The organism is Pseudomonadota bacterium, assembly GCA_030860485.1.
Classification (GTDB): Bacteria; Pseudomonadota; Gammaproteobacteria; order JACCXJ01; family JACCXJ01; genus JACCXJ01.
Genome location: JALZID010000275.1, coordinates 1 through 16132, shown reverse-complemented (window position 1 = coordinate 16132; position 16132 = coordinate 1). Strand labels below are relative to the sequence as shown.

The window sequence follows — 16132 nt, the reverse complement described above, 5'->3', positions numbered from 1 at the left end:
TGAGCGTCCCCTTCGAGCGCTTTACCGATCTCAAAGCGCGCATCGAGGCACGGCGCATCTGGTGGCGAGGGGCAGCACAGTGGAGCTACTTCGAGGCCAAGTGGAAACCCAAGGCCTGGAAGACGCCTCACCGCTTCCTCTTCATTCGGACTCGCGTCAAACAGCAGCACAAAGACCCTATCCAACTCGACCTCTTCGTCCCGCATGACTACGGTTTACTGTCGGCCCTCGTGCGCAGCCCGTCGCCCGCGGCGGGAGAACGTGCTTTTCCATCCCACCTGCGCCCACTGTATGCATCGCCTACTCTCAGTCTTCGATTCTCCTGCCGATCTGCGTCTCGGGACATGCTCATGCTTTTCCCATCCATGTTCGTCCTTGATGATGCCGCGATAACGGGTGCTTGCGGTCTCGAATAGAGCCACTGCCTTTCTTCGCGATCTCGTGCCGCGCCGGGTGCTCACGCCGCGACCGCCGGCCCGACCGGTTCGGTTTGCGCGCGCGACGCTCGGGCCGCCCCAATCTCAGCCACGGGTCATTGTAGATAGCAGGGAATACCAATACAATCATGGCCGAAAAATCGTAACTCGAGTGATGAGCGATCCTGTCCGGCCAACGAAGGGTAGGGGTTTCGTCGTTGCCGTGGGGGAAGATTAAATGCGCCTGCATCCGTTTGGTGCCATCAACGTGACGCCGTGAGCCGGGCCGTGAAGGGCATGGGCGTGGCGTTGCTCACCCTGGTCTTGATCGCGCTCTGCGCCTGGGGCGTGCTCGCGATCTATTACTCCGATCTGAGCAGTGGGCTTTTGCGGATGGCCCTCGCAGTCGTTTTCGGCGTTTTAGGCTTACTCGCCGTCTACGCGTTCGTGCTGGGTCCTTGGCGCTGGCCCGCCATGTGCGCGTTCCTCGGGATATTCCTCGCCGTGGTGGCGTGGTGGACTACGATCGAGGCCTCGAACGATCGCGACTGGCGGCCCGACGTGGCTAGGCTACCCTACGCGACCCAGGACGGTAATCGGATCACCCTGCACGATATCCGCGATTTCGAGTACCGGAGTGAAACGGATTTTACCCCACGCTACTACGACAAGACCTTCGATCTGGATCAGCTCGATTCCGTGGACCTGCTCGCGTCTTACTGGATGGGCCCGGCCATCGCCCACACCTTCGTGAGCTTCGGGTTCGGCGGAAGAGACTATGTGGCCATGTCCGCCGAGACACGTACCGAGCGCGGCGAAGGCTATTCATCGATCAAGGGCTTTTTCAAGCAATACGAGTTGATCTACGTGGTGGGCGATGAGCGCGATCTCATCGGCCTGCGGACGACTTACCGCACGGACCCCCCGGAGGACGTCTACCTCTACCGGGTCCGGGCGCCGATCGAAAACCTGCGGCGTTTTTTCATGGACTATATCCGCCAGATCAACGCACTCGCGGAGCGGCCGGCGTTCTACAACACGCTGACCACGAACTGCACCACCAATCTCTTGCTCCACACCCGCGTCAATCCCGGGCATATGCGCTATTCGTGGAAGGTGCTCCTGAGTGGCTACTTCCCGGAATACGCTTACGAACAGGGCCGACTCGACACCAGCCTGCCGTTCGCGGAGCTTCGCAAGCGCTCCAGGATCAATGCGGTCGCAGAGGCCGCGGATGCTGCACTGGAGTTCTCACAACGGATCCGGGCGGACCTACCGAACCCCACGACCGTGCGCACCGAGGCCGGCCGTGCCGAGTGAAGATACGCGGGCATCTTCCCTCAAAGCGGCACCTGCGGACCTGCACGCGAGGAGACGTTCGCGCGTTTCATGGCGGGTTACGCTGGTTATCTTCGGTCAGCTTGACGCTCAGTCGCGAGGCTGCGGGTTCACCTCAGCGACACCCAGAACTTTGCGCCGGGTAAACAGCTGCTTCACCTTAGACCAGTAGGTGCGCACCACCATGAACCCGCCCGCAACGGCAGCGATGATCGCCTGCAAGACGATGCTTCCGGCGCCGGGATCCAGGTAAGCATGGACATCGCCTACGACGAAGAGAGACAGCCAAAGACCCACAATCAGTGTCGATGAACGCATACGTACCCCCCGGAATTCCTGCCCTAGCCCAACGACGGATGGCGCTAGGCCGGGCGCATGACAATCGTATGTCAGTATCGTGGCGATCGTCAAACGGTCTGTGGGTGCCTCGCAACGTTTCGCCATTGCGGTGCGCGACGTATGGCGCCCGTGCAACGGTTATGCGGATAGTGCGTTGTACCCATCGCGAACGGGTTGTCCGGTCGGGCGTTGCTATAAATCAGTAGGTTACCCTTGTAACCTAATGTCATGGATGAAGTATCGGCTGGCCTCGTCCGAGATCGCCGAGATCAAGGCGGCGCATCGTCCTGCGAAGACTCGGCGGGAAGCCGATCGGATTCAAGGGTGGTGCTGCTGGGCAAGGGCTGGACAGGTGGCGGTAGCGGAAGAGCCTTGTTGCTCGATGAGGGCATGGTGCGGAGCTATCGGAGAGTATGATCATCAAATCTACAGGCTACCGGCATCGCGTCCCTGCACCATGACCCCCCGGATCCAGGTTGCGCTGGCGGCCATCTCGGGTTTCGTGGCGGTTGCCGCGGGCGCGTTCGGTGCCCACTTCCTCAAGGCCCGTCTCGGGCTCGATGCCCTCCAGGTTTTCGAGACCGGCGCGCGCTACCAGATGTACCACGCGCTCGCGCTCCTCGCCGCGGCGTGCGTCACCGCCCGCGCCCCCTCGGCGGTCGGGAGCGTCGCGGGCTGGTTGTTCGTGGCGGGTACGGTGGTGTTCTCCGGAAGTCGCTGGCGCTGACCTGATGGCGTGGGCTCGGCGCCGTGACGCCCTTGGGCGGCGCGGCATTCCTGGCCGGATGGGTATGCTTGTTGGCAGCGGCGAAAAAGATGTAGCGCAGATAATTAAGTTGAAATGTAAAATGCAGAGGAGCATGCCTCATGAGGCCCAGATGTCCGACCAACCGGCGCGGACGCTCCGGGGTCTTGCCGATTTTTTCGATACAGCGCTCGATGCGAGGCTCGCTCGGCATCTGACGCGCTCTCCGATCGAGGCCGCGCTCTCCCTCTTCAAAGACGTCGCCGGCTCGGTGCCCGCTTACCGGGCGTTCCTGGACGAGCACGGGGTCGCACCCGCTTCGATACGGACCGCGGCCGACTTCGCGCGTCTGCCGTTATGTAGCAAATCCAACTATGTGGCACGCTATCCCCTGGCCGCGCGTTGCCGCGGCGGTAGCATCGAACACTGCGATATCATCGCCGTGTCCTCGGGCTCGACCGGCGTTCCGAGCTTTTGGCCGAGGTTTTTGACCGATGAGCTCGATATCGCGACGCGCTTCGAGCAAGTCTTTCATGACAGCTTCGAGGCCGATCGCCGGCCGACGCTCGCGGTGGTGTGCTTCGCGCTCGGGACCTGGGTGGGAGGACTGTACACGGTATCTTGCTGTCGCCACCTGGCGGCCAAGGGTTACCCCATCACCGTGGTCGCGCCCGGCAACCACAAGGACGAGATCCTACGGGTGGTCGAGGGTCTGGGCGCGGCCTTCGAGCAGGTCGTCCTGCTCGGCTATCCGCCGTTCCTCAAGGATGTCATCGATACCGGCCGAGCCCGCGGCGTGCCATGGGCGCGTTATCGCGTGCGGATCTGTACCGCCGGGGAGGTCTTCAGCGAGGAATGGCGGGCACTGGTCCTGGAGCGGGTCGGCTCTACCGATGTGTGCCGGGACGCGGCATCCTTGTACGGTACGGCCGATGCGGGGGTGCTCGGTAACGAGACCCCCCTGTCGGTCTCTATCCGGCGCTTCCTCGCCGATCATCCGGCGGCCGCGCGCGAGCTGTTCGGTGAGGCGCGCCTGCCGACGCTCGTGCAATACGACCCCTTGAGCCGTTACTTCGAGGTCTCGGAGGCCACCCTGCTGTTGACCGGGGATAATGGCGTCCCGTTGATCCGCTATCACATCGCCGATCAGGGCGGGCTCATCGACTACGCGGCGATGTTGGGCTTTCTCGCCCGGCATGGTTTCGATCCGCGGGCGTGTCTGGGAGACGGCGCGCGCGGCGTGCGGCCGCTACCGTTCGTGTATGTCTTCGGGCGCTCGCATTTCGTGGTGTCGTACTTCGGGGCCAACGTGTACCCCGAGAACGTCACGGTCGGCTTGGAGCAGCCAGAGGTCAGGGAATGGGTCACGGGCAAGTTCGTGATGCAGGTGCGGGAGGATCCGGAGCGAAACCGGTCCCTGTGGGTGGTGGTCGAGCTGACGGCGGGAGAGGCGGCAAACGAGGAACGAAAGGACGCCGCAGCGGCCGCGATCCTGCGGGCGCTGATGCGCCTGAACAGCGAGTATGCGAACTACGTCCCGGTAGCATATCGGACACCTAATGTGGATTTGCGGAACACGGCCGATCCGGAATGGTTCCCGGCAGGCGTCAAGCATCGTTATACCCGCCCTTGAGATGGCGCTGGCGCACAAACTAGTCGCCAAGCCTCCGGTCCAGAAGGTTTCAGCATGAAATCTCGCGCGTTATCGCTCTTCATCCTCGCCGCGGTCGTGATCGTCCCGGTACCGGTCTCGGCGCGCATGTACCAGTGGGTGGACCCGGGCACCGGCACCACCCACTGGTCCGGCCGGCCGCCGGCCTGGTACCGTGGCAGCCGGCCTGGTCCCCGGGTCCTCGTATTCGACGGCGGGCGGCTGATCGACGACGCAGTGCGGCGCGTCCCGGATGCCGAGCGCGAGGTCCTGCGCACCCAGGCTTTCGCACCCGAACCGGAAGCCCCGACGCCGACTGCGGACGCGCCAGCGGAAGGGGTCGATGCGGAGCCACCTTCTCCAATCGAGGCCGCGGGTCCCAAAGCCGCACCGGTCGAGGGCCCAAAGATCGGCGCCGAGGTCCCGCTCCCCGGCGTGGACCAGGCCACCATCGAGCGCTTGAAGGCCATCATAGGCGAATGGGATCGCCGGCAGACCGAGGAAGCCAAGCGCTTCCTGGAGGGGCAAGCTGCCGGGCCGCCTGGCGCGTCCTCGACGGGCCCTTAGCGCGTCTTTCCGCCCATCTCTATCGCGCGTGCTCAGCGCAGCGAGAGCAGATCGGCGAGGCGCGCGATGAGCCCTCGCGGCGGGTGGTCGGCGAGCGGCTTGAGTGCCAGGAGACTGGCATTGGCGGGGTCGATGTGCAGGCCCATGCCGACATAGCTCCTGGCCTCCTGATAGCGCTGGCTCGCCAGCTCCCGCTCGGCCAGCAAGGCGAAGCGGTTGGCGATCTCGAGGATCCCCCGGCGTGCTTCTTCGTTGCCGGGCTCGATGTCGCGCAGGCGCGAGTAATAGTAAAAGGCGTTGTCGCGGGGCGGATCGGTGAGCCGATAGTCGGCCAGGCTCTTGCGCGCCAGCCATCGCAGGGCCTGGACCACTTCATCGCTCGCCGGCGCGTGCAGGGCTGTGCCCTTATCTATCAGTTTAGGGGGCGTCGTGGCAATCGGGCTCGACTTGGGAGGCAGAGGGGCAACCGGGCGCCCTGCCACCGGTGGTGGGGGCGCGACGGCATTGCCGGCGATGTCCACCGAGGACTCCGCATAGTAGAGCGCGACGTATCCGATGATGGCAGCGCCGAGCTCTCCGCATAGCCGATAAAGCGTGCGGCGCGAGCGCGGCGCTCGGGGCATGGCGATCTCCCGTGCCTGGTCGTGGTGTGTCGTGACGGACTTCGGTCCCGAGACATCGATCTCAGGGGCCTGTGCCACGTCCCTCTCGGTCTTCAAGGTCCCGCTCTGCAACAAATGCCGGACGTAGTGCAGCAGGCTCTCGGCATCGCGGAAGCGGTCCTTGCGGTGCTTGGCGAGCATCAGGTTCAGCAAGGCTTGATACTGATCGAGGCCGGTCGGCAAGGTGGGGATCGGGGCGCGCTTGTGCTGCACGATCACATCGACCGCCGAGTCGGCGTAAAAGGGCTTCATCCCCGTCAGCATCTCATAGAAGATCACCCCGAGGCTGTAGAGGTCGGCACGACCGTCGATCGACCCGGTCTCGGCCTGTTCGGGGGCCATGTAGTTGGGGCTCCCCAGGAAGATCCCGGTCTGCGTCAGGTCGTTGTCGCCGGCCGTCTGTTTGGCGATACCGAAATCGCTGAGCAGCGGCGTGCCGTCTTTTCGGAACAGGATGTTGGCGGGCTTGACGTCGCGGTTGGATGATGCCTTTCTTGTGGGCGGCGCTGAGCGCGCCACCGACCTTGATGAGGATGTCCAGCGCCTCCTGTGGCGTCAGGGCCCCGCTCATGCGCTTGCGCAGATCGCCCCCTTCGACATACTCCATGGCCAGATATGCGGCATCTCCAGCCGTGTCGATATCGAAGACCGTGATGATGTTGGGGTGGTTCAGGGAGGCGATGATGCGGCCTTCCTTCTTGAAGCGCTCGACCTCCTTTGGATTGGCGCTGCGCGTGGTGTGCAGGACCTTGAGCACGACCGGACGCCCGAGCGATTCCTGGATGGCCAGATACGCGGTCGCCATCCCGCCTTCTCCGATCGCGTGGCGAATGTTATAGCCTTTGATCTGCACGGCGGCGATTATTATCCGGTCAAGCGGCCTCTAGTTTGCTAAAAAGACGCGGGCACTCGGGATGAAGACCCTTGATAGCGTACGCCTTCTTAGCGTACCGTAGGCACAACGACATGGGAGGTATCGGGGACATGCGAAACCTGAACCAGACATATGCCATGGATCGCCGAGCCACCCAGGGGCTCGTGGCCAAGCTCCTGACGGAGCGCGATCAGGTCTTGGCGCTCATGTGCCGGCTCTCCGGCGTCCCGCCCTTCGACCACGAAAAACCGAGTGCGGCGCTCGTGACCGAGTTCTGTCAGCTCTTGACCGACTACATCGCCGCCACGCATTTCGGGCTTTATGAGCGCTTGGAAAAGCGCACCGAGAGGCGCCGTCCGGTGCTGGATCTGGCGGTTGCTCTCTGCCCCGACATCGCCGCTACGACGGAGCTCGCCCTCGAGTTCAGCGAAAAATACTGTGGGGACCGGTCGCAAGGCGCTAACGCGGACCTGCGTACTGATCTGTCGCGGCTCGGCGAGGTCCTGGCGAGGCGCATCGAGATGGAAGACCGTCTGATCGGCGCCCTGGTCGGGCCGGTGGCGACGGTCCAGGGTTGAGCCCCGAACGGGGCGGCGGGTCTCCAAGCGTTACCCCCACGGAGTATGGGTCTCGGCGAGCGCGATCGGGCGGTCCTGTGGCACCCCTGCACGCAGATGCGGGACCACGAACGATTGCCTCCTATCGCCATCCGCCGTGCCCATGGCGTCTGGCTCCAAGACCAGCACGGGCGCCGTTACCTAGACGCGATCAGCTCGTGGTGGGTGAATCTCTTCGGCCATGCCCATCCTACCATCAGCGCCGCGGTGTGCCGGCAGGCGCAAGACCTTGAGCACGTCCTGCTCGCCGGCTTCACCCACGAGCCGGCCGTCGCGCTCGCCGAACGTCTGATCGAGATCAGCCCGGCCGGGCTCACACGTTGTTTCTACGCCGATAACGGTTCGACGGCCGTCGAGGTGGCGCTCAAGATGAGCTTCCACTACTGGCGGAATCGGGGGGATACCCGCAAGACCCGCTTCATTGCTCTCGAGAACGCCTACCACGGCGAGACCCTGGGGGCGCTGGCGGTGTCCGACCTCCCGCTGTACCGCGAATGCTATGGCCCGCTGCTCATGGACGTCATCCGCGCGCCCTCGCCGGATTGCTATTATCGCGAGCCGGGCGAGGGCTGGGGCCCCTACAGTGCGCGCCGGTTCGAGCCCCTGGCGCATCTCCTGGAACGCCATGCCGACGAGGTGTGCGCGGTCATCATCGAGCCCCTGGTGCAGTGCGCGGGCGGGATGCGCATGTACCACCCGGTTTACTTGGAACGCCTGCGCGCGGCCTGCGATGAGGTTGGGGTCCATCTCATCGCCGACGAGGTGGCGGTGGGTTTCGGCCGGACCGGATCGATGTTCGCGTGCGAACAGGCCGCTGTCAGCCCGGATTTCCTGTGCCTGTCGAAGGGGCTCACGGGCGGTTATCTACCGCTTGGCGCGGTCCTGACCACCGATGAGGTCTACCGCGCGTTCTACGGCGATTTCGCAAGCCGGATCGCGTTCCTGCACTCGCATAGTTATACGGGCAATCCGCTCGCCTGCCGCGCGGCGCTCGCCACGCTCGGCCTCTTCGACGAGCGGCCGGTCATCGCGGACAATCGCATGCTCGCCCAAGCGATGCGTGCGGCCACGGCGCATCTCCATGACCACCCACACGTGGCCGAGGTGCGGCAGACAGGTATGATCCTGGCCATCGAGCTCGTGAAGGACAAGGGGCATCGACTCCCTTACCCGTGGCAGGAGCGCCGCGGGCGCATCGTCTATGTCCATGGCCTGTCGCGCGGGGTGCTGTTGCGGCCGCTCGGGGATGTCATCTATTTCATGCCCCCCTATGTGATTACCGAGGACGAGATCCGGCTCATGGCCGAGGTCGCCACCGAGGGCATCGAGCACGCTACCGCGCAATAGAGCCGTTCACAAGCGGGACATGCGGGTGCCACGCCTATTCGTGCCGGCCCGGCTTCGCGAAGGGGCTTGCGTCGATCTCCCGGGCGAGGTGGCCGGGCATCTCGGCCGCGTGCTGCGCCTCGGGCCGGGTGCCGATCTCCTGCTCTTCAACGGCGAGGGCGGTGAGTGGCAGGCCATCATTGAGGTGCTGGAGCGGGGGAGGGTAGGCGTGCGCGTCGGCAGCCATCGGCCCGGCCACCGCGAATCGCCGCTCCATCTGACCCTGGCCCAAGGGATCTCGCGCGGCGAGCGCATGGATTACACCCTCCAGAAGGCCGTGGAGCTCGGCGTCTCGCGGATCGTCCCGATCGCGAGTGAGCGCTCCGTGGTGCGCCTTTCGGCCGAGCGCGGCGAGCGTCGCGCCCAGCATTGGGCCAAGGTCGTGCAGGCGGCCTCCGAGCAGTGCGGGCGCACACGCGTCCCCCGGCTCCTGCGGGTCGCGACCATGGACGAGTGGCTGTCTGGTGTCGTGCCCGGGCTCAAGCTGCTCCTCATCCGCAAAGAGGGTGCGTGCCGGCTTTCCGAGCTCGCCCCCGATCCTTCCATCACCTTGTTGATCGGTCCCGAGGGCGGCTTCGCCGCGGAAGAGGCGACTGCCGCCGAGCGGGCCGGGTACCGAGCGCTACGGCTCGGCCCGCGGGTCCTGCGCACCGAGACCGCGGCGGTCGCGGCCCTCTGCGCCCTGCAGGCGCTGTGGGGTGATCTCGGTTAGGCCCCTCGCGGACCAAAGCACGCTCAATCGGTTGGAGGATTCCCACCGCGCACCCAGGGGCAAGGAAATGCCTTTTATCAAGTTTTTATCATTTCCAAAAACGGTCTGGGTTTGGCTATTGCATAGCCTTGTACATAATCTACACCGATTCCCTTAAGTTTCTCCGAGACAGCTTGGTTCTCTACCGATTCGGCGATGGTCTTAATTCCCATAAGATGTCCTACACGATGGATTGCTTCCACCATCGCGCAGTCGATGGGGTCATTAATCATGTCCTTAACAAATCGACCGTCGATCTTTAGAAAATCCACTGGCAAGGTCTTCAGATAAGCAAATGAAGAGAGCCCACTCCCGAAATCGTTCAGGGCAAAACAACAGCCCTTGTCTTTGAGTGTATAAATGAAGTTCATCGCCGCGGCCAGATTGGCAATGGCGGCGGTCTCTGTGATCTCAAAACAGATCTGGCTCGGTCCGATACTGCTGCGGTCCAATTCCTCCGTCACGAAGTAGAGAAATTCTGTGTTGCTTAATGACTGCCCTGACACATTGATGCCATAGCGGGTGGGAAGCAGAAACCGGGCTGGCATTACTCAGGGCGGCAAGCGTGGAGCGGACAACCCAGCGATCAATGGCCAGCATCTGGTTATAGCGCTCTGCGGCCAGAATAAAGGCACCAGGAAGTAAAACCTGTCCTTTGTCGTCGATCAATCGTAGGAGGATCTCGCCACGTGTGCCTGCAGTGGTCGACTGCCCAAGAGGCACAATGGGCTGGAAGTACAAACACAGACGGTCGTGGGCCAGTGTCTGATGGAGCCGGGTCACCCAGTGCATCTCCTCCTGCCGCTGTTGGAGGTCGGTATCGCCAGGTTGATGCACGTAGACGCGGTTTCGACCTCGCTCCTTGACGGAAAAGCAGGCGCTATCGGCGGCACTCATTAGGCTTGAGAGGTCACCAGTGGTCTCGGTAATCGGGACCAGACCGATGCTCACACCCACGCCAAAGCTCCTATCCTCCCAGATGAAGGGCAAATCCTGAACCAGCTCGCGCAGCTGATTGGCGATACGCACCCCTTGGTCCAGCGGACACTCGCCTAAGAGCACCGCAAACTCATCGCCCCCCAGGCGCGCTAGCGTATCACGTTCACGCATACGGGTTCTTAATAGCGCGCTCAGTTGACGCAGTAACTCATCCCCCGCGCTATGGCCACAGGTATCGTTGACGACCTTAAACTGATCCAAATCCAAATAACACAGCACATGCCGGAGGTGTTGTTCCTTGGCATGCTTCAGCATCAGTCCCAAGCGGCGTTCAAATTCCTGCCGGTTAACAAGACCCGTAAGGGCGTCATGGGTGGCTTGGTAGGTGAGCTGTTTGGCCAGCCGGTGCTGTGCGGTGACATCCCGGAAGGTCATGACCGCACCGGTGATACTGCCGTCGCGATCGTGAATCGGTGCGGCCGAGTCGTCGATGACGAGTTCCTTCCCGTCGCGCCGGAGCAAGACGACGGGACTGCCAAAATCCGTAGTTTTGCCCAGGCGTAAACAGCTTTGCACCGGATCCTCCACCCGCTCGCGGGTGGTTTCGTCGATGATGGGAAAGATTTCGATCAAGGATAGTCCTTGGGCTTCTGTATGGCTCCAGCCTAGCAGTTGTGCCGCCATAGGGTTGAAGGACTCCACCCGCCCTGCAGCATCGATAGTAATCACCCCATCGCCAATCGAGGCGAGTGTGATCTGTGCACGCTCTTTCTGCTCGAAAAGCGCTTCCTCAGCCCGCTTGCGCTCAGTGATCTCAACCACAATGGCTCCCACAGCCTGTACTGAGCCGTCTGGCGCCTTCAACGGGTAATAGTCCACTAGCCAGTCCCGCTCAACGCCCGGTTGTGCGGGCGTAGTACCGTGGATCTCGAAGCTGGTAACGGGTTTTCCGGTCTCAATCACTCGTCGGTACAACGGTTCGATGGTGTCCGCCACACCCGGCACCATGTCTCGCAGAGTATGTCCGATATGCGCGTCCACCGGCACGCCGTCGATCTCGGCCAACTTCTCGTTGATGCGCAGAAATCGCAGATCGCGGTCCACCAGGGCGATTCCAATCGGAGCGGTACGGTAGAGCGTCTCCAGTTCGAGGAGTTGGCGGTGGGAGCGCTGTTCACTCTGGTGCAGCGCTTCCTCGGTCTGCACGTATCGGTCGACATAGGCGGCAAGCGAAGCGGTGAATAATAACCCGGCCGCTAGCGCGCCTCAGGCTCCGCTTACGCCAAGGTAAGTTGCAACCGCTTGGTCGCCCAGGTTCCAGACGTCGTAGCACGCGATGAGCGATAGTCCGACTCCCCCATTTATCCATACGAAAAGCAAACGGTTCTGGCGTTGTCCTGGCAGAACCCTGTAGCCGACAACTAGCAGTAGCGGCGCGACCGTGAGTATCCCAGTCACGTCCCCTAACCACCACGTCGCCCAGCTAAATGCATAGTTAGCCCAGGGAATGGCGCCAGCCAACGCTAGGCTACTCGCCCCAATGGTCGCGGCAACCAAACTACTCAGTGCCGCGAGGATTGTGAATGTGACAACCTGTTTTGGCTCATTCGGAATGCGGGGCGGCTTGGCACGATTTTCGTTGTTCACGATCATCCTCGGTGTCAATTTGTTGTCAGCGCCAGGTGGTGCTACGGTCACTCAATACTGGTTACAACGCGTTCCCGGCCGTCACGGTATCGGGAATTTGCCGTTACTTCACGAATACCGCTCAATAAGCGCGCCGCTGGCGAAGTGGCCCCACTATTGCCTCTGCAGCGCACCCTTTGGCGGGTACCCGGTGGTTTCGTAGCGCAGCTAGAAAAATAGTTACCGGTACGTTCAAGAAGTCACGCGACCTGGCTCGCTCGGCGATGCGATGCGAGGAAGGCGACCGACAAGGGCCGACTTCACAACGACGCGGGGAGCATGCGCCCATGGGGCTGAAGACGAGTAGCCATGCGGCACGGAGACAGTCCGTTGCCAGCCATATCGAGCTAGGCGATTTGCTGGTCGCCTACCTGCAGCAATTGTCGGTCGAGTACGTGTTCGGCATCCCGGGAGGAGCGATTGAGCCACTCTACAACGCATTAGCTCGCAGTGCACGACACGGCGGGCCACGCCCCATTTTAGCACGTCACGAAACTGGCGCCGGATTCATGGCGGACGGTTATACACGGCAAACGGGCAAGCTGGGCGTTTGCTGCTCGACCACGGGACCCGGCGCGACCAATCTCATCACCGGCGTCTGCTCCGCCTACGAAAACCAGATCCCGATGCTGATCATCACGGCGCAAACCGCACTCGCCAACTTCGGTCGTGGTGCGTTCCAAGAGTCTTCTTGCACGGGTGTGAACACGGTCGGAATGTTCCATCATTGCACCCGCTACAACACCTTGGTTTCGCACGCCGACCAACTGGAACGCAAGCTGGTGACCGCGATCATGACTGCGTATCACTCCCCTAACGGTCCGGTTCATCTTAGCATACCCCTGGACATACTGCGCGGCCCTTCACCCGTAGATGAGCCCTCCTATGATCTGGCGGCCCTGGTGAATCGGCCTTCGTTACTGGATAACAACGCAGTCGATAATCTGTGCCATGAGATCTCGAATGCGAAGCAGATGGTTCTTGTCATCGGTACCGAATGCAGCGAGGCTATCGGTACCATTCTCGAAGTGGCCCTGTTGCTTCAGGCCTCGATCGTTACGACACCGCACGGAAAGGGTTTAGTGAGCCCCTATCATCCGTTGTTTCGCGGAGTAATCGGATTTGCAGGGCATAGTAGTGCGATTGAAGCCCTCACTGACCCTGCTGTGGACACGGTCCTTGCCATAGGAACGAACTTTACGGAATGGGCCAGCAATGGCTGGGATTGCAGCTCCCTCCTAAACGATCGATTGGTCCATGTCGAGTCCGTAGAAGGACACTTGACACGCTCGCCAATGGCACGGCTGCACGTTCGCGGCCGGATCATTACGATCTTCGAGCGCTTGCTGAAGCACCTACGGACGATCGCAACGGAAACGGTTGGCGTAACTCGGCCCACCACGGAACACGGGCCCGGCACGATTCAGAGCAAAAGGAAGACGAGCCCATCGCTGCCGTTTCGTCTCGAAGGAGAGAGCAAGTACTACTCCGATGCGACCCCGATAAAACCTCAACGGCTAATGCGTGAATTGACGGTTTTGTTTCCTCCACACACGTGCTTTCTTGCGGATACGGGAAATAGTTTTGCCTGGGCAATCCATTATTTGCATCCCTTCGATCGGCGCATTGCGGGACAGCGTGCCCCAAACGCCGGTCTATTTCGATCGGCTCTGGAGTTTGCGTCGATGGGTTGGGCGATTGGCGCTGCAATAGGCACCGCGCTTGGGCGGGGAGGAAATCCCGTCGTGTGTATCACCGGTGATGGGAGTTGGCTCATGAGCGGGCAGGAGATCACAGTTGCCGTCGAGGAAAAGTTGCCGGTGATCTTTGTGATTCTCAATGATGGGGCCCTAGGCATGGTCAAGCACGGCCAGCGGCTCGCTTGTGCCGAGCCTATCGGTTATCAGTTACCGGAGGTGGACTATGCTGCCTTGGCCTGGGCAATGGGCGCGGAAGGGTACACCATTCGATCACCAAAAGATCTGCGTGTACTAGATGTGCAAGCGCTATGCAAGCGGGCCGGTCCTAGCTTGCTCGATGTGCGCATCGACGTGGAAGAGGTCCCCCCGATCAAGACCCGAGTTCGGGCATTGAGTGCCGTCAAATGAGCGCAAAAGCACCGATAAGCAAGGAACCCGAAGTGATCCATAGCCGCCTCTGGCAGGAGCTTGAGGAACCGGATAACCCGTTTGCCGCTAAGGCGTGTTACTGCGCCGGTTACGATGTGTACGGCGATCTGCTCGGCAAGGCGACCTGGATTGAATACCTGTACCTCCTTTTCAAGCACGAAGGGCCTAGTTGTTCGCAAACAAAGCTTTTGGAAGGCCTCGCCATCGCGGTGGCCAACTTAGGGCCACGCGAGCCGAGCATCAACGCAGCGATGAGCGCCGGCGCCGGAGGGTCGACTCATGCATCGTGCCTGATGGCGGCGCTTGCGGTGGGCGCCGGCCAGTTAGGTGGTGCGCACGAAGTAGCCCTCGCGATGGCGTATTGGCGGGAGTGCGGAGAAAATGCGCCCGCGTGGCGGGATCGCCTGCGGGATCCACCAAAGGAAGAACGAGCCGATGTATGGATCCCCATGGAACACGCGCCCGGGTTCGACCCGCATGGCGCGAGCTGCGCCACGCCGGTGCGTCAGACGCTTGCGAGCCTGGCAAGGCTCAGTCCGGGTTGTTCCCTACCCTGGTTGCGAGCGCACCGTGAGGAGCTGGAAGCGGCAGCGGATGCCCCGCTGTCAATGACAGGGGTCGCCGCGGCGGCGATGATCGATCTGGGTATGACAATCGATGAAGGAGAGATGCTCTATCTCTTCCTACGGTTACCCGGCGCAGCCGCCCACGCCCTTGAGCAGCAAGGCTACGGGTGGCACCGATTTCCGTTTTTCGTGGATGGTATCGTGCTGGAAGACGATCCCGGTAAAACGGAAACCGTAGGGATTGTAGGGTAGCGACATGCGCGGGCCACACTACCTTTTGGAGAGCGAAGACCGGCTCATCACGAGAATGGGCGCATGGTTCCCTGGTGAGCGAGTCGTGTTCCGCGGTAAAGATTTGTTTCACGATCTGAAGGACAGTAGCTGGATGGGCTTGTTGCTATACGGCATCACCGGTCGGCTGCTCACTGACAATCAAATTCGTCTCTTCGAGGGTATCTGGACGCTTTGTACGAGCTATCCGGATCCGAGGTTATGGAATAATCGCGTGGCCGCCTTGGCCGGGGCTGTGAGGAGCACCGCCGCCTTGGGTATATCCGCCGCTAACGCCGTCTCCGAGGCATCGATCTATGGTGGACGCCCCATTATTCGGGCCATTGATTTTCTATTTCGCGCTAAGGCGCAGCTCGATCAAGGCGTTGACCTAACCGCCGTCGTCAGAAAAGAACTGCACAACTATAAAAGCATATGCGGCTATGGCCGCCCCATTACCCGGACCGATGAACGCATCGAGCCCCTTATGGCGCTTGCTAAAGAGTTACATTTCTCGCAGGGCCCTTACGTCCAGTTAGCATTCGCGGTAGAGGACATACTGCTTAACAACCGGCTGCGTTTGCATATGAATATCGCTGCAGTAGCCGCCGCGCTTGCCGCCGACCAGGGGCTCTCCGGCCGGGAGTATTCCCACTACTCAGTCCTGAGTTTTTCGGTAGGGATGCTTGCCTGTTACATAGATGCGATGAATAAACCGGAAGGCACGTTCTTCCCGCTACGATGTGACAGGGTTATCTACGCCGGGTCTCCTCGCCGTCATTGGGTGACTCATGATCGGTCAGGCGAGAAGCAGCGCGGCTAGCCTGTCGTGGGGTCGCTATTCCTAGCGTCGAACGCCGGGCCCAGTCAGGCGTAGAGGGGGGGCCTTAAAAAGGGGAATCATGAAGTTGTATAAGTCCGATGCACAACATTGTACCGTTATGCCTCCTCAAGGGCGGAAGGTTATCGTTTTCGGATTGTTCGCCGCGTCTCTCACGGTTCTGCTGTGTACAGCACCTACCCTCGTCGTGCGAGCACAAACTAACGCGCCGGAAGACGAAGAAGCTCTTCTAGCAGCCTGTCGGACTTAGCGTGGAACTTTTCAAGCGCGAGGGGATCGGATCGGTCAGGGTTCCGATGAGCGAGCGCGCATGAGCCATTTCCGTCCCTGTGATCGTGACACCCCTTACCTGCTG

The 16132-nt window shown here is 61.6% G+C and carries 12 protein-coding genes and 3 pseudogenes; 12 read left to right on the top strand and 3 right to left on the bottom strand.

Features of this window, described 5'->3' with window-relative positions:
- The first annotated feature begins 195 nt into the window (after positions 1-195).
- Positions 196-285, top strand: a pseudogene (locus M3461_16875) (hypothetical protein).
- Between the two features lie 407 nt (positions 286-692).
- Positions 693-1736: a DUF4105 domain-containing protein gene (locus tag M3461_16870; protein ID MDQ3775898.1), complete on the top strand. Its 1044-nt coding sequence runs from the start codon at positions 693-695 to the stop codon at positions 1734-1736.
- A gap of 108 nt (positions 1737-1844) precedes the next feature.
- Here M3461_16870 and M3461_16865 read toward each other — a convergent pair whose 3' ends face one another.
- Complete coding sequence (locus M3461_16865) at positions 1845-2072, bottom strand: hypothetical protein (protein ID MDQ3775897.1); 228 nt, start codon at positions 2070-2072, stop codon at positions 1845-1847.
- Between the two features lie 478 nt (positions 2073-2550).
- Between M3461_16865 and M3461_16860 the strand changes: the two are divergent.
- From M3461_16860 to M3461_16850, 3 genes and pseudogenes are all read left to right on the top strand, one after another.
- Positions 2551-2915 (top strand): annotated as a pseudogene (locus M3461_16860) (DUF423 domain-containing protein).
- Between the two features lie 56 nt (positions 2916-2971).
- A complete protein-coding gene (locus tag M3461_16855) occupies positions 2972-4471 on the top strand; it encodes a phenylacetate--CoA ligase family protein (protein MDQ3775896.1) in 1500 nt (499 codons plus the stop codon).
- A gap of 54 nt (positions 4472-4525) precedes the next feature.
- Entirely contained in the window at positions 4526-5056 is a 531-nt protein-coding gene (locus M3461_16850; GenBank protein ID MDQ3775895.1) for a hypothetical protein, read from the top strand.
- 32 nt (positions 5057-5088) lie between these two features.
- Here M3461_16850 and M3461_16845 read toward each other — a convergent pair whose 3' ends face one another.
- Positions 5089-6237 carry a serine/threonine protein kinase gene (locus tag M3461_16845; protein MDQ3775894.1) on the bottom strand — a complete coding sequence of 383 codons (1149 nt, stop codon included), beginning with the start codon at positions 6235-6237 and terminating at the stop codon, positions 5089-5091.
- Here M3461_16845 and M3461_16840 point away from each other — a divergent pair.
- From M3461_16840 to M3461_16825, 4 genes are all read left to right on the top strand, one after another.
- Positions 6215-6613: a hypothetical protein gene (locus M3461_16840; GenBank protein MDQ3775893.1), complete on the top strand. Its 399-nt coding sequence runs from the start codon at positions 6215-6217 to the stop codon at positions 6611-6613. The two genes, M3461_16845 and M3461_16840, sit on opposite strands and share 23 nt — an antisense overlap.
- A 116-nt stretch (positions 6614-6729) precedes the next feature.
- A complete protein-coding gene (locus M3461_16835; GenBank protein MDQ3775892.1) occupies positions 6730-7170 on the top strand; it encodes a sigma D regulator in 441 nt (146 codons plus the stop codon).
- Between the two features lie 45 nt (positions 7171-7215).
- Complete coding sequence (locus M3461_16830; protein ID MDQ3775891.1) at positions 7216-8556, top strand: adenosylmethionine--8-amino-7-oxononanoate transaminase; 1341 nt, start codon at positions 7216-7218, stop codon at positions 8554-8556.
- Positions 8557-8575: 19 nt separating this feature from the next.
- On the top strand, positions 8576-9307 hold the full coding sequence (locus tag M3461_16825) for a 16S rRNA (uracil(1498)-N(3))-methyltransferase (GenBank protein ID MDQ3775890.1): 732 nt from the start codon (positions 8576-8578) through the stop codon (positions 9305-9307).
- A 77-nt stretch (positions 9308-9384) separates the two neighbouring features.
- Here the strand turns inward: M3461_16825 and M3461_16820 are convergent.
- Positions 9385-11389, bottom strand: a pseudogene (locus M3461_16820) (EAL domain-containing protein).
- Positions 11390-12258: 869 nt separating this feature from the next.
- Between M3461_16820 and M3461_16815 the strand changes: the two are divergent.
- The 3 genes from M3461_16815 to M3461_16805 are packed head-to-tail and all read left to right on the top strand — an operon-like array spanning position 12259 to position 15759.
- Positions 12259-14079: a thiamine pyrophosphate-binding protein gene (locus M3461_16815; protein MDQ3775889.1), complete on the top strand. Its 1821-nt coding sequence runs from the start codon at positions 12259-12261 to the stop codon at positions 14077-14079.
- Positions 14076-14918 (top strand): citryl-CoA lyase, encoded by an 843-nt coding sequence (locus tag M3461_16810; GenBank protein ID MDQ3775888.1) that lies wholly within the window; start codon positions 14076-14078, stop codon positions 14916-14918. The genes M3461_16815 and M3461_16810 overlap by 4 nt, the downstream gene beginning before the upstream one ends.
- Positions 14919-14922: 4 nt before the next feature.
- Positions 14923-15759, top strand: a complete 837-nt coding sequence (locus tag M3461_16805; protein MDQ3775887.1) for a hypothetical protein — start codon at positions 14923-14925, stop codon at positions 15757-15759.
- The last annotated feature ends 373 nt before the right edge of the window (positions 15760-16132 follow it).